This is a genomic window from Neisseriaceae bacterium CLB008, from assembly GCA_041228285.1.
In the GTDB taxonomy this organism is placed as follows: domain Bacteria; phylum Pseudomonadota; class Gammaproteobacteria; order Burkholderiales; family Neisseriaceae; genus JAGNPU01.
On record CP166133.1, the window covers coordinates 2,312,901 to 2,327,051 of the forward strand.

A 14,151-nucleotide genomic window follows, 5' to 3' on the forward strand; every position below is an offset into this window, starting at 1 on the left:
AAAAAAACGCCATTGGTCCACTGACCGATGGCGTTTTGGCTTAAGAATACTTAAGCTCTAGGCTTAAAAATCATAGCCCAACGACACCCACAGCTTACGACGGTCGATGTAGGTTCCGCTGTTGCTGCGGCTGGCCATAGAATATTCATACAAGACTTCTTCTTTACCTTTACTGTTGATAAAGGTGCGGCTCTTATCAAACTTCTTATCCAATAGATTGTGCACACCGGCGGTGAGGCGCAGCTGCTTATTCATCTGGTAATTCACGCCCAAGTTCACAATGGTGTAGCCTTTAAACTTATTGCCGGTTAAATCTTTAATAATGGCGTCATTATCCTTTACCGCGCCCTGATAGCGTTCGCGCGATGACTTATACTCCGCCTCTAGCCAACCGCTCAAGCGGTCATTGAAGTGGTAATTGGTCGACAAGTTCAAAGCATGGCGCGGGTTGCTCACCAAGTAATTGCCTTCATTGGCGCCAGATTTGGTTTCGGTTTTTAACCACGTATAAGTTCCTTTGATGGACCAGTCGGGCGTAATGTTGAACTTACTCGCCAACTCCAGGCCCTTAGTCTCGGCCTTATCAAGATTGACTTTGGTCCCAATGTCTTCTTGATCAGGGAAACCGCCGATGCTCATACAGCCTGGTAAATTAGGATTGTTAGCGTAATCACAGTTAGCGATGCTGTTGCCGCTGCCGATTTTATCCTTAAACTTATTCAAGAATATCGTCGCCGTGGTGTCAAAGCTGCCTTCTGTAAAGTTAGCGCTTAACTCGTAATTGGTGGTTTTTTCAGGCTTTAAGTCTGGGCTACCCAAGGTGATTTTTTTACCTTGAGAGGTAAAGCCATTAATGCCATCGTGTAAATCATTCAAGGTCGGCACTCTATAGCCCGTGCTCACGCCCCCTTTAAGCGTCCATTGTTCGGTCGCGTTCCAGGTCAAATAAGCACGCGGCGTAAACTCACCGCCAAAGGCCTTATGGTCTTCATAACGCCCGCCCAAGGTCAGGTTAAACTTCGGCAAGAATTGCCAGCTGTCTTCGGCAAATACGGCCCATGAGTCCTGTTTAAAGGTATTGCCACGGCCGGCTGCCGCATCTTCGGTTTTATTGTCTTGATACTCAAGGCCGGCTGTGAGGCTATGCGCGCCAAGCTGAGTTCGAAACTTGGTTTGAAACAGGGTATCGGTATTTTTCAGTAAGCGTGACTCACCGCCCTTATAGACATAGCCCCACTGCGGATTATTGCCGCCAGGGAGCGTACGGCCTTTGGTTTCGGTACGCACTTGGCTGACATAGCTTTCCCAATCCCCAATCTCAAACTCAGCCTTATGGCCAATGGCGTACTGTTCACGTAAAAACTCTAGGCGATCTTCATAGCCAGAAATATTATTAGGCCTACCATCGTCATGATAAGTGTCTAAGCTACCCAAACGGCTGTCGCGGTTGTCGTACCACTGTTTGGCGGTACCAACGTCGGCCCAAACGGTGTGAGTGTCATTCACGTTCCACGACAGTTTGGCGCCAAAATCATAGTTTTCACCCCGTCCTGGACGCGGATCACGGCCAGAAGCATTTGGATTGAGGCGCTCAGAGGACTCCCGATTAAAGAAACGGCCGCGCAGCTCTAAGCCCAATTTGTCCTGTACCAAGGGGCCGCTGGTTTGAATATTAATCGATTGGGTGTTCGCGGCCTTACTGTCTTGCTGCAGCTCGGTCTGTACCGTTACATTACCGCCCCACTCGCGCGTGGACACGGGCTTAGTGATAATGTTGATGACACCGCCCATGGCGTCAGAGCCGTATAGCGTCGACATGGGCCCACGAATCACCTCAATGCGTTTAATGGCCGACATTGGTGGCATAAAACCAAAACTGGTGCCGCTAAAGCCATTTGGCGTAACCTCTCCAGACGTGTTTTGACGCCGTCCGTCGATCATGATCAAAGTGTATTCTGATGGCATGCCTCGAATTTCCACGCTAAGGTTGCCGGTTTTATCCGTCCCGTTGCGCACATCCACCCCAGGGATGTCTTTTAACACTTCAGCTAAGCTGGTGGCGTTTTTTTGTTTTAATTCTTCTTCCGTCACCACCGTAATGCTGGCGGGTGCATTTTTTACTTTTTGCTCAAAGCCTGTCGCCGTCACCACCACGTCGCCAATCTTTGCTTCACCGTCCGTTTGTGCCCAAGCAGCCATCGGCAATAGGCTCGCAGCCAAAACCGTTAACGCCCCAATGCGTATATTTTTCATCTCCATGACGTCCCTATAGTTAAATGATTCAAAAATGAAACAAGAATGAGAATAATACTTATTATTATAAAAAACGCCACATATATTATTCAAATAAGCTAGTTTAGTCTCATTATGGCGACAAAATAAAAGATTAAGGTATTAAAATACAAAATAGCGTAAATATTAATTTAATAGTAAGAATCATTAAAAATAAAAGCTTCTGAGCCCAAAAATCTTAGAAGGCCAGATTCTTTGACACAAAAAAAAGCACCCTTTTGCAAGGGTGCTCAGATCCGTGTTTATTGATTTTGGCTTAAGTATGATCGGCTTAAGAAGGGGCGTTTTCTAAGCCAAAGGCTTTATGCAGCACCCGCGTTGCCAACTCTAAGTATTTTTCGTCGATCAAAACAGAAACCTTAATTTCAGACGTACTGATCATTTGAATGTTGATGCCTTCTTCCGCTAAGGTGCGGAACATGGTCGAGGCCACGCCGCAGTGTGAGCGCATGCCCACGCCGACGATGGAAATTTTGGCCACGGTGTCGTCACCGTCGACTTTGGCCGCGCCGATGTTCTTTTGCACTTCGCTCAAGATGCGCATCGCACGATTGTATTCGCCTTTGGGCACGGTAAAGGAGAAGTCGGTGGTGCCATGTTCACCCACGTTTTGGATGATCATGTCCACTTCAATATTGGCGTCCGACACGGCGCCTAAAATTTGAAACGCGATGCCTGGCTTATCTGGCACGCCCTTCACGTTAATTCTTGCCTCGTTTTTATCAAACGCAATGCCTGCCACTACTGCTTTTTCCATGTCGCCATCTTCCTCAAATGTGATCAACGTGCCTTCACCTTCATCTTGAAGGCTGCTGAGCACACGCAATCTAACTTTATATTTACCCGCAAACTCGACCGCGCGAATTTGCAAAACCTTAGAGCCTAAGCTGGCCAATTCCAACATTTCTTCAAACGTAATCGTTTTTAAGCGGCGCGCTTCTGGCACCACGCGTGGATCGGTGGTGTACACCCCATCCACGTCGGTATAAATTTGGCACTCGTCCGCCTTCAAGGCGGCCGCAATCGCCACCGCTGACGTATCTGAACCACCGCGCCCTAAGGTCGTGATCTCACCCTGGCTGTCGACCCCTTGGAAGCCAGCCACTACCACCACACGTCCCGCATTTAAATCAGCGCGAATTTTTTCGTCGTCAATGCTCTCAATTCGGGCTTTACCGTGGGCTGAATCGGTGTGCATCGCCACCTGCCAACCACAGTAGCTTTTAGCGTCGACGCCGATGCTTTGTAAAGCCATACACAATAGACCAATGGTCACTTGCTCACCGGTTGCCACCACTACGTCTAATTCACGCGGGTCTGGATAAGGCTGAATTTCGTTGGCCAATGCGATCAAACGGTTGGTTTCACCACTCATGGCAGACAGCACCACCACCACATCGTGACCTTCGGCTTTAAATTTTGCGACACGTCTGGCCACATTTTTAATACGATCAGTAGAACCTACAGAAGTACCACCATACTTTTGGACAATTAGTGCCATTTTCTTTTCTTCTTTGCAGAATGTTTGTTAACAAAAATGTTGAGCTAGAATTAGTACCACTTTTTAAGCACACTGACAAGAAGCAAGCCTTAAGAACCGCCGCTTTGTCAGCATATATGACGATTACGCCAAAAAATCACGCTCATTACGCAACATTCGGCGGCAAAGTGATCCAGACGCTGGCTTAAACGCAATAAAAAAGCAGCCACGAGGGCTGCTGAATACCTTAAGCGGCGGCAAGAGCCTGCTGCTGTAGAACCAATAGACTGCGAATGCCCGCTTCGCCTAAATCCAACAGCTGATTCAGCTCAGCGCGGCTAAACGCTTCGCCCTCTGCCGTACCTTGAACTTCAACCATACGCCCAGAGGCCGTCATGACGATGTTCATGTCGGTGTCGCAGCCAGAATCTTCAACATAGTCTAAATCCAACAGCGCCTGACCCTGAAACACGCCCACCGAAATCGCCGCCACCGCCTCTTTAATCGGGTTTTCAGTCAATAAGCCTTTAGCCAAAAGCTGGTTTACTGCCAATTGCAAGGCCACAAAGGCGCCGGTGATGCTGGCGGTACGGGTTCCCCCATCGGCCTGAATCACATCACAATCGATCAAAATTTGGCGCTCGCCCAGCTTGTCCATGTCCACCACCGCGCGCAAAGAGCGGCCGATCAGGCGTTGGATCTCTTGGGTGCGGCCACTTTGCTTGCCCGCTGCGGCTTCACGCCGCATACGGCTATTGGTAGAACGCGGCAACATGCCGTATTCGGCCGTCACCCAACCCTTACCTTGGCCCCGTAAAAAAGGCGGCACGCTTTCTTCCACCGACGCCGTACAAATCACCTTGGTTTGGCCACACTCAATCAGCACCGAGCCTTCGGCCTGCGGTAAAAAATGCGGGGTCAGGGTCAAAGCACGTAATTCATCAGGCTGGCGATTGCTGCGTTGGTAGGGCGTCATGTACATTCCTTAAATAAGCATTCAGTGGCTCAGCGCCACTTTAAAGTCAAAATGATACCGTTGATTGACATAAAGCTCAAAGATAAATGCCCGCACCCCACCGCAAAGAGCCAACGACACTGGCCTAGGCAGAGCCCTTTATTGTATATTGAAGGCCTGCGTTTAAAGCATGAAGCGTTTAAGCGCCCTTTCAATCGTACAAAGGTTTCCCCATGATCCATAGCATGACAGGCTTTGCCAGCGCCAGCGGTGAATTTGCCCAAACCCGCATCAATCTCGAACTACGCGCCGTCAACCATCGCTACCTCGACATTCAATTCAAAGCGCCTGAAGAAGTCCGTGTGCTTGAAGGCACCATGCGCGAGGCCATCAGCCAGCACGCCTTTCGCGGTAAAATCGAATGCCGCATCCACATCAATGTATTACACGACCAGCAAACCGAACTGCGCTACAACCATGAATTAATCAACAACCTCAGCCAGCTGAATCAAACCCTTTTAGCCGAACATCCTCAGCTACAGGCCTTAAGCGTGTCCGATATTTTGCGCTTCCCAGGCGTACTGAGCGAAAGCAGCATTGACCAAGAGGCCATTAATCAGGCCGTATTGGGCTTGCTTAGCCAAGCCCTCACCGACTTCGCCCAAAGCCGCGCACGCGAGGGAGAAGGCCTGCAACAGCACATTCTGAGCCGCCTAGAGCAAATGGAAGCAGTGATGAGCAATATCGAAGGCCTATTCCCCAGCCTGGTGGCCCAGCACATCCAAAAAGCAGAAGAGCGCCTACGCGAAGCCGTGGCCAATATTGAGGACGACAGACTCAAACAAGAGTTCGCCATTTTCATGCAAAAAGCCGACGTTGACGAAGAGCTGTCGCGCTTAAAAAGCCACATTAAAGAAGTGCGCCGCACGGTTTCGGGTAAAGGCTCGGTCGGCAAACGCCTCGATTTTCTGATGCAAGAATTGAATCGCGAAGCCAATACCCTAGGCAGTAAGGCGATTGCCACCGAATGTACCCAAGCTTCGGTTGAACTTAAGGTGTTGATTGAACAAATGCGCGAGCAGGTTCAAAACATCGAATAAACACCCACAAAAAGGCCGTCCTGCTTATGTACAAGCAGGACGGCCTTTTTTATCGTGACTGATGAGCATTGAGTTTGTGCAGTATGTTCCAGCATACGGCTCTTTTTCAACAGCGTTTACTGCTTCACGCTCGCCCCATAGCGGCGTTCTTTAAACATCATCGCCTGGGTAAGACAGCTTTGCACATCGGGCACCAGGCTATGCTGATACAGCGCAATGAGCCGATCGTATGTGGCACTGGCTGCCTCAATCCGCCCAAGCTGGCCCAACACAATGCCTTTATTCAGCATTGCGCAGGCCACACAGGCCATCACTCGTTCATGCGATTCGTCACCAAAACGTTCAATGAAGGCACAAAAGCCATCGACTTTATCCTGATGAACATCATGCCGCAGCAACAGCCGGTTCAGCATGGCCTGAGCCAAATAGCCCTGTAGCTCTACACCAAGGCTGTCGTCAAAGCGTGCAATCATCTGATCATAGGTCCGCAACGCCTCTTTAGGCTGCTGTAAGCCTGTATAAGTCAACGCTAGATTCAGCCACGTTTGGGCCACACAAACGGCGACCTCTCCCTCTTCTTGCCCCTGAAAACGCTGGATCAAGCTGTGGTAAATGGCCATCTGCGCCTGCGGCTGCTGTAGCACGCCATAGGTAGCGCCCTGATTCATCAAGGCCTTGACCAAATACACACGCATTTCCTCGTTCGGCAACGGCGTGAGCCAATCGATCAACGCCTGATAGCTGGCCAACTCGGCTTCGTGCTGGCCCAAAGCGGCCAAAGCCAGTCCTTTATTCAGCATCAGTTTGGCAACGTATTGCTGTAAAGGCGCGTGATCGGTGTGCAAAAAACGCTGAATCATTTGATCGTAGGCCAAGAGCTGCGCCGTCCACTGGCCTAAGTCCCCCAGCAGAGTGATTTTATTCACCATCACGTGGGCCAGCTGAATCACCATATCGTGCGCTTCTACCGCATAGAATTGCTGAATAATCTCATCGTAGAGCCTTAAGGCCGCCCCAGCCTGAGTCAGCTCAGCCAGCGTTGCTGCCTTATTCATCAAGGCCTGCATGCCCAACGATTGCAGTACGGGCTGAGGCTCAAAGCGGGCTAGATGCTGGACAAGATCGTCGTACAGACAAAGCTCTGCCGCCGTCTGCCCCATATCGCCCAGCGTCATGCCCTGATGCAGCATGGCGTAGGCCACAAAATACTGTACCGCGACATCATCGCTGTCTTGAAACCTCTGTAAAAGCTGCTGTAAAAGCGCCAGCTTGGTTTTAACACACCCTCTTTGCCCCTCCCGAATGGCCTGCTGAAACTGTGCTTCAGCCGCAGCAACCTGATTGATTTTGGCTGCCTGCCGCCGCCCCTGAGTCGACCCTCTCAGCCCACCAGCAGTGGGCAGGACCGTTTTCTTTTTAAGATTCATTATTCGGTCTTTTCGTTGTTTGTTAAATAAGCCACGGGGGCCAAGTCTTTATTCGTTAAATCTTCTGCAAAAAAATGATTTCAATATAAACAACCACTTAAATAAAACAGAAGACCTGAATTCATGCTCAGCTTATCCTAGATTCTAGGCAAAATCGTGACAACACCCCGCAATCTTTACCTTATTTTGCACAACGCAGACCAAAGTAGCCGGCTATACGCCTAAGCTACCCCATTGCTTATGCCCATAAAAAACCCCACCCTGTTTTAAAACAGGATGGGGTGATCTCACAATTAGGGACTAAAACTAGCGCTTACGCATCGGTGGTAAGTCGGTGCACACGCCTAAGGCTACTTCGGCCGCCATGCCGATGCTCTCACCCAAGGTTGGGTGGGGGTGAATGGTTTTACCAATGTCTTCTGCATCACAGCCCATTTCAATCGCCAAGCACAGCTCGCCAATCATGTCGCCGGCGTTGGTGCCCACGATGCTGCCCCCGATGATGAGGCCACTTTCAGCGTCAAAAATCAGCTTCGTCATGCCTTCGTCACGGCCGTTGGCAATGGCGCGACCAGAAGCAGCCCAAGGGAAGACGGCTTTGGTGATGGCGATGCCTTTTTCCTTGGCCAAATCTTCGGTCATACCCACCCATGCCACTTCAGGGTCGGTGTAGGCCACGCCAGGAATCACGCGGGCGTCGAAATAGGCTTTATGGCCGGCAGCGTTCTCAGCGGCTACATGACCTTCATGTACGGCCTTATGCGCCAACATAGGCTGGCCTACAATGTCGCCAATGGCAAAGATGTGCGGCACATTGGTGCGCATTTGCTTGTCGACCTCGATGAAGCCGCGATCAGTCACGGCCACGCCCGCCTTATCGGCACCGATGAGTAAGCCATTAGGCGCACGGCCGGCGGCCACTAGAACCAAATCATAGCGCTGTGGTTCAGCTGGTGCTTTAGCGCCTTCGAAGGTCACATAAATGCCGTCTTCTTTGGCCTCTACTGCCGTGGTCTTGGTGTTCAGCATGATGTTGTCAAAGCGAGGCGCATTCATTTTTTGCCACACTTTAACCAAGTCGCGGTCGGCGCCTTGCATCAAGCCATCTTGCATTTCCACCACGTCTAGGCGTGCGCCTAGGGTAGAGTATACGGTGCCCATTTCTAGGCCGATGATGCCGCCACCAATGATCAACATTTTTTCAGGAATGCTGGCCAACTCAAGAGCACCGGTTGAATCCACAATGCGTGGGTCTTGCGGGATAAACGGCAGATTCACCACGCGGCTACCGGCCGCAATGATGGCTTGTTTAAAGCGCACTACCTGTTTTTCACCCGTTTGCGCTTGGCCCTCACCGCTGGTCAAGGCCACTTCTAAATGATGTGCGCCTGCAAACTGTGCCAAACCACGAATCACGTCGACTTTACGGGCCTTGGCCATGCCGGCCAAACCAGTGGTCAATTTACCGGTTACGCTGCTTTTGTACGCGCGTAATGCGTCTAAATCAATTTCTGGCTCAGGATATTTAATCCCGTTTTTGGCCAAATGTTTGACTTCATCAATCACCGCAGCATTGTGCAGCAAGGCTTTAGAGGGAATACACCCCACGTTCAAACACACGCCGCCTAAAGTGGCGTAACGCTCAACCAAGGCCACTTTCAAGCCTAAGTCGGCGGCTCTAAAGGCGGCAGAGTAACCACCAGGGCCTGCGCCCAACACCACTAAATCGTAATCAGCATCAGCACTACCGGCAAATTCAGCAGCGGCAGGCGCGGCCTTAGCTGCAGCAGGTGCAGCCGCCGCAGGCGCTTCGACCGTTTTGGTTTCGGCCTGAGCCGCACCAGCGGCTTCGATCAGGGCGATCACATCGCCTTCGCTGACCTTATCGCCGACTTTAATCTTCACCGCCGTCACCACGCCAGCCTGATCAGCAGGCACGTCCATGGTGGCTTTATCGGTTTCTAAGGTGATCAAGCCATCTTCTAGGGCAACGGTGTCGCCAACCTGAATCATCACGTCAATCACGTCCACGTTGGCACTGCCGCCAATATCAGGGACTTTTAATTCAATTACGCTCATAAGTTTTCCTTTACTTACCACAAAAGGCAAACGACCCAGCACCATCACGGGCTGAGTCGTTAAGCGGCATTACAGAACCAAGCGACGAATGTCACCTAATAGTTTGGCCAAGTACACGGTAAAGCGCGCTGCTGCTGCGCCATCGATCACGCGGTGATCAAACGACAACGACAGTGGGCACATCAAGCGTGGCTCAAATTCTTTGCCATTCCATACGGGTTTCATTTGTGACTTACACACGCCCAAAATGGCCACTTCTGGCGCATTAATGATAGGTGTAAAGCTGGTGCCGCCAATGCCGCCCAAGCTAGAAATGGTAAAGCCAGCGCCTTGCATGTCGGTGATGCCTAATTTGCCTTCGCGGGCTTTCAACGACAGCTCGGTTAACTCTTGCGAAATTTCTTTCAGGCCTTTTTTGTCCACGTTTTTGATCACGGGCACAACCAAACCGTTAGGCGTGTCGGCCGCAAAGCCGATATTGAAGTATTTCTTCAAGATCAAATCGTCGCCGTCTAGAGAAGAATTAAACTCTGGGAAGGCTTTTAAAGCTTCAACCGACGCTTTAATGATGAAGGCCAAAGGCGACATCTTGGTGCCTTCGCGCGCCCACTCTTGATTCATTTGCTGACGGAAGGCTTCTAGCTCGGTCATGTCCGCTTCGTCGTTAAAGGTCACATGAGGGATCATGGCCCAGTTACGAGACAGGTTCTGACCTGAAATGCGCTGAATTTTGCTCAATGGCTGTACTTCGACTTCACCGAACTTACTGAAGTCAACTTTTGGCCATGGCAATAGATCAAGACCGCCGCCTAGGCTGCCGACGCTGCTGGCTTTGCTGCCAGAGTCGGTGGCTTGCATCACGCCTTTCACAAAGCCTTTAACGTCTTCGGCGATCACGCGCTTTTTATGGCCAGTGCCCTGCACACGGCCTAGATCAACGCCTAATTCACGCGCTAGTTTACGCACCGATGGACCGGCATGCGCTTTAGCAAACGCTTCTTCGTTAATAGGGCTGTGGCCATAGCTTTCGATTGGGCGCGGCGCGTCCACTGCTGCAGCAGGCTTCGCCTTCACGCTGTTTTCATCAGACTTGGCTCGGGTTTCAGCGGTACTGGTGTCCACGGCCTTTGCTGGCGCGGCCGCTGGGGCTGAGCCGCTGCTTTCAACGGTAAGGATCACGCTGCCTTGGCTGACTTTATCACCCACGCTGACCTTCACGCTTTTCACCACGCCCGCCTTAGTGCTGGGTACGTCCATGGTGGCTTTGTCGGTTTCTAGGGTAATCAAAGTGTCGTCCACGGCAATGGTGTCGCCCACTTTAACCGCCACATCAATCACGTCTACATTTTCAGAGCCGCCGATGTCTGGCACGACTTCGTTCACGACCTCGGTTGCTGCGGTTGCGGCAGCAGGCGCTGCAGCGGGTTCAGCAGTTTCGGCTGCCGGTGCGGACTCAGCAGCCGCTTGAGCGCCAGCGGCCTCAACCACCACCAAGACGTCGCCTTGGCTCACTTTACCGCCTACGGCGATTTTGATTTCTTTCACCACGCCGGCCTGTTCGGCTGGCACGTCCATGGTGGCTTTGTCGGTTTCCAACGTCACTAAGGTGTCATCTACGGCAACGGTATCACCCACGCTCACCGCCACATCAATCACGTCTACATTTTCTGCACCGCCAATGTCTGGGACCACTAATTCAATTGTTTGGCTCATTGTCTTTCCTTTTACAGGCTGTTACTCAGCCTCAGTTGACATACTTTAACGCTATGCTTTTACGTGCCCTGCACCGTGTTTAATGGCTCAGGGCACACCCTATTGAATAGGGCTTAGCACAACCAGCTAGCAGTTTTGTCTGCGTTGATTTCGTATTTCGCAATGGCCTCAGCCACCACTTTCTTATCAACTTTGCCTTGTTTTGCTAAAGCATGTAAGGCGGCAATCACAACGTGGTAGCGGTTCACCTCAAAGAATTCACGCAAGTTGGCGCGTGAATCACTGCGGCCAAAGCCATCGGTACCCAACACCACATAGTCGTGTTTTAAGTAGGCACGGATGCTTTCGGCTTGGGCGCGGATGTAGTCCGTGGTCGCCACAACAGGACCTTCACGGCCTTCAAGCTGCTGTACCACAAACGGTACTTTTTCTTCGTCTAATGGGTGTAAGCGGTTGTGGCGCTCAATGGCCATGGCTTCACGTTGCAACTCATTAAATGAAGTCACGCTCCAAATGTCGGCATCCACACCGAAATCGGCCTTCAATAGGTCGGCAGCGGCAATCGCTTCATTCAAGATCACGCCAGAACCCATTAATTGTACTTTCAGCTTGCCTTGTTCGCCTTCTTTCAAGCAGTACATACCCTTAATGATTTCTTCTTTAATGCCTTCTTTTTCAGGCATGGCTGGGTGAGCGTAGTTTTCATTCATCAAGGTCAAGTAGTAGAACACGTCTTCTTGTTCTACGTACATACGACGCAAGCCATCTTGAATGATCACGGCTAACTCATAGGCAAACGTTGGGTCGTAGCTCACGCAGTTCGGAATCAGCGCCGCTTGAATCAAGCTGTGGCCATCTTCGTGCTGTAAGCCTTCACCGTTCAAGGTGGTCCGACCAGCGGTGCCGCCGAGCAAGAAGCCACGGGCACGCATGTCGCCCGCTGCCCAGGCTAAGTCGCCCACGCGTTGGAAGCCAAACATTGAGTAGTAGATGTAGAACGGAATCATCGGGGTGTCGTTGTTGGCATAGCTGGTGGCCGCAGCAATCCATGAACTCATGGCGCCTGGCTCGTTAATGCCCTCTTGGAACACTTGACCGTCTTTAGATTCTTTATAGAACATCAGTTGATCGTGGTCTTGTGGCACGTAGTTTTGGCCTTTGGTGTTCCAAATGCCGTACTGACGGAACATGCCTTCCATACCAAAGGTACGGCTTTCGTCCGGTACGATGGGCACGATGCGCTTGCCAACCTGTTTGTCTTTCAGCAAGGTGTTCAAAATACGAACAAAGGCCATCGTGGTCGAGAACTCACGCTCACCGCTGGATTTAAGCTGGGCGTCAAAGGCAGACAGCGCAGGAATCGGCAGGGCTTCCGTGCTCGGCACGCGACGAGGTAAATAGCCACCTAAAGCAGCGCGGCGTTCGCGCAAATACTTCATTTCTGGGCTGTCTTCGTCTGGACGGTAGTAAGGAGGGTTGGTTTCCAACTGTTCGTCGGTAACCGGGATATTGAAGCGGTCACGGAAGCGACGCAGCGATTCAATGTCCATTTTCTTGGCTTGGTGAGCGGTATTTTGTGCTTCACCAGAAGCGCCCATGCCGTAACCTTTAATGGTTTTGGCCAAAATCACGGTCGGACGACCGTTGGCGTTACGGGTGGCTTCATGGTAGGCCGCGTACACTTTATGTGGGTCATGACCACCGCGGTTCAAGTGCCAAACTTCTTCGTCTGACATGTTTGCCACCATGGCTTTTAGTTCAGGGTATTTACCAAAGAACTCTTCGCGTACATAAGCACCGTCGCGAGATTTAAAGGTTTGGTAGTCACCGTCAACGCACTCTTCCATGCGCTGTTTCAATAGATTATCGTGGTCTTGCGCCAACAACGCATCCCAACGGCTGCCCCAGATCACTTTTAATACGTTCCAGCCGGCGCCGCGGAAGTTGCCTTCTAGCTCTTGAATGATTTTGCCGTTACCGCGTACAGGGCCGTCAAGGCGCTGTAGGTTACAGTTAACCACAAAAATCAAGTTGTCTAGGCCTTCGCGAGAAGCCAATGAAATCGCGCCTTTACTTTCAGGCTCATCCATTTCGCCATCGCCACAGAATACCCAAACCTTACGGCCTTTGGTCTTGGCTAGGCCACGAGACTCTAAGTATTTCAAGAAGCGGGCTTGATAGATCGCCATCAATGGGCCCAAGCCCATAGACACGGTTGGGAACTGCCAGAAGTCCGGCATCAACCATGGGTGTGGATAAGAAGGAATGCCTTCGCCGTCAACTTCTTGACGGAAGTTGTCCAACTGCTTCTCTTCTAGGCGGCCTTCTAAGAACGCACGGGCGTAAATACCAGGCGAAGAATGGCCTTGGATGAATACTAGATCGCCTTCATGGTCATCGCTCTTCGCGCGCCAGAAGTGGTTAAAGCCTACGTCGTATAGGGTGGCGGCAGACTGGAAGGAGGCAATATGGCCACCTAGCTCTAAGTCTTTTTCACCAGCACGTAAAACCATAGCAATGGCATTCCAACGAATGAAAGAGCGCAAGCGGTGCTCTAATTCATGGTCTCCCGGTGATTTTTGCTCTTTGCCCACCGGAATGGTGTTCAAGTAAGCGGTGGTCGCATCAAAAGGCAGGTGGACGCCTCGGCGACGGGTGTACTTAACCAGGTTCTCCAACAGGTAGTGTGCCCGCTCTGGGCCTTCGGCCTCTAAAACTGAAGCAATTGAATCTAACCATTCTTGAGTTTCAATCGGATCGATGTCGTTGGTGATGTTCGTTGCCATAACTTTGTCCTTATCATGCTGATGTACCCCATAAAACAGGCTATCTCCTGAATTATTATGATTAACCTGTACGCTTTAGGGGGCCAAAACAAACACTCATGTTTTAATATGAACGTCTATGAAAATTATTTTTTCGAATTCGAAAACAAACGCATTCTTACGCTCATTCTAACCGTTTTTTTGATTATGGGTAAGTATTTGCCTTCATTTGTCGTCACTTTGGCGACATATTGCGCTGCAACACGCTGTATTCCCTAGCCAATTCAGACTGGGGTTTTGGCGTTTTGATGCGCATGGCAAAATCCATTCACCAAAATCT

At 50.9% G+C, this 14,151-nt stretch carries 8 protein-coding genes; 1 reads left to right on the forward strand and 7 read right to left on the reverse strand.

Annotation, left to right across the window (positions count from 1 at the left end):
• Positions 1-63: 63 nt before the first annotated feature.
• From AB8Q18_10630 to rph, 3 genes are all read right to left on the reverse strand, one after another.
• Positions 64-2,253 carry a TonB-dependent receptor gene (locus AB8Q18_10630; GenBank protein ID XDZ50642.1) on the reverse strand — a complete coding sequence of 730 codons (2,190 nt, stop codon included), beginning with the start codon at positions 2,251-2,253 and terminating at the stop codon, positions 64-66.
• A gap of 310 nt (positions 2,254-2,563) precedes the next feature.
• A complete protein-coding gene (locus AB8Q18_10635) occupies positions 2,564-3,793 on the reverse strand; it encodes an aspartate kinase (protein XDZ50643.1) in 1,230 nt (409 codons plus the stop codon).
• A 226-nt stretch (positions 3,794-4,019) separates the two neighbouring features.
• Positions 4,020-4,748 carry a ribonuclease PH gene (rph, locus tag AB8Q18_10640; GenBank protein ID XDZ50644.1) on the reverse strand — a complete coding sequence of 243 codons (729 nt, stop codon included), beginning with the start codon at positions 4,746-4,748 and terminating at the stop codon, positions 4,020-4,022.
• A gap of 212 nt (positions 4,749-4,960) precedes the next feature.
• Between rph and AB8Q18_10645 the strand changes: the two genes are divergently transcribed.
• Positions 4,961-5,827, forward strand: a complete 867-nt coding sequence (locus AB8Q18_10645; GenBank protein ID XDZ50645.1) for a YicC/YloC family endoribonuclease — start codon at positions 4,961-4,963, stop codon at positions 5,825-5,827.
• 116 nt (positions 5,828-5,943) lie between these two features.
• Here AB8Q18_10645 and AB8Q18_10650 read toward each other — a convergent pair whose 3' ends face one another.
• The 4 genes from AB8Q18_10650 to aceE form a co-directional block, all read right to left on the reverse strand.
• Positions 5,944-7,254, reverse strand: coding sequence for a hypothetical protein (locus AB8Q18_10650; GenBank protein ID XDZ50646.1), 1,311 nt, complete (start codon positions 7,252-7,254; stop codon positions 5,944-5,946).
• Between the two features lie 306 nt (positions 7,255-7,560).
• The gene (gene lpdA, locus AB8Q18_10655; GenBank protein ID XDZ50647.1) at positions 7,561-9,333 is read right to left on the reverse strand and encodes a dihydrolipoyl dehydrogenase; all 1,773 of its coding nucleotides are present in this window, start codon (positions 9,331-9,333) and stop codon (positions 7,561-7,563) included.
• A 69-nt stretch (positions 9,334-9,402) separates the two neighbouring features.
• Entirely contained in the window at positions 9,403-11,046 is a 1,644-nt protein-coding gene (aceF, locus tag AB8Q18_10660; GenBank protein ID XDZ50648.1) for a dihydrolipoyllysine-residue acetyltransferase, read from the reverse strand.
• A 113-nt stretch (positions 11,047-11,159) separates the two neighbouring features.
• Positions 11,160-13,832 (reverse strand): pyruvate dehydrogenase (acetyl-transferring), homodimeric type, encoded by a 2,673-nt coding sequence (aceE, locus tag AB8Q18_10665; GenBank protein ID XDZ50649.1) that lies wholly within the window; start codon positions 13,830-13,832, stop codon positions 11,160-11,162.
• Positions 13,833-14,151: the final 319 nt, after the last annotated feature.

Coding starts and splice junctions, on each gene's coding strand:
- aceE (XDZ50649.1), bottom strand. CDS start 13,832: ATGGCAACGAACATCACCAACGACATCGATCCGATTGAAACTCAAGAA.
- AB8Q18_10630 (XDZ50642.1), bottom strand. CDS start 2,253: ATGAAAAATATACGCATTGGGGCGTTAACGGTTTTGGCTGCGAGCCTA.
- AB8Q18_10635 (XDZ50643.1), bottom strand. CDS start 3,793: ATGGCACTAATTGTCCAAAAGTATGGTGGTACTTCTGTAGGTTCTACT.
- AB8Q18_10650 (XDZ50646.1), bottom strand. CDS start 7,254: ATGAATCTTAAAAAGAAAACGGTCCTGCCCACTGCTGGTGGGCTGAGA.
- aceF (XDZ50648.1), bottom strand. CDS start 11,046: ATGAGCCAAACAATTGAATTAGTGGTCCCAGACATTGGCGGTGCAGAA.
- rph (XDZ50644.1), bottom strand. CDS start 4,748: ATGACGCCCTACCAACGCAGCAATCGCCAGCCTGATGAATTACGTGCT.
- lpdA (XDZ50647.1), bottom strand. CDS start 9,333: ATGAGCGTAATTGAATTAAAAGTCCCTGATATTGGCGGCAGTGCCAAC.
- AB8Q18_10645 (XDZ50645.1), top strand. CDS start 4,961: ATGATCCATAGCATGACAGGCTTTGCCAGCGCCAGCGGTGAATTTGCC.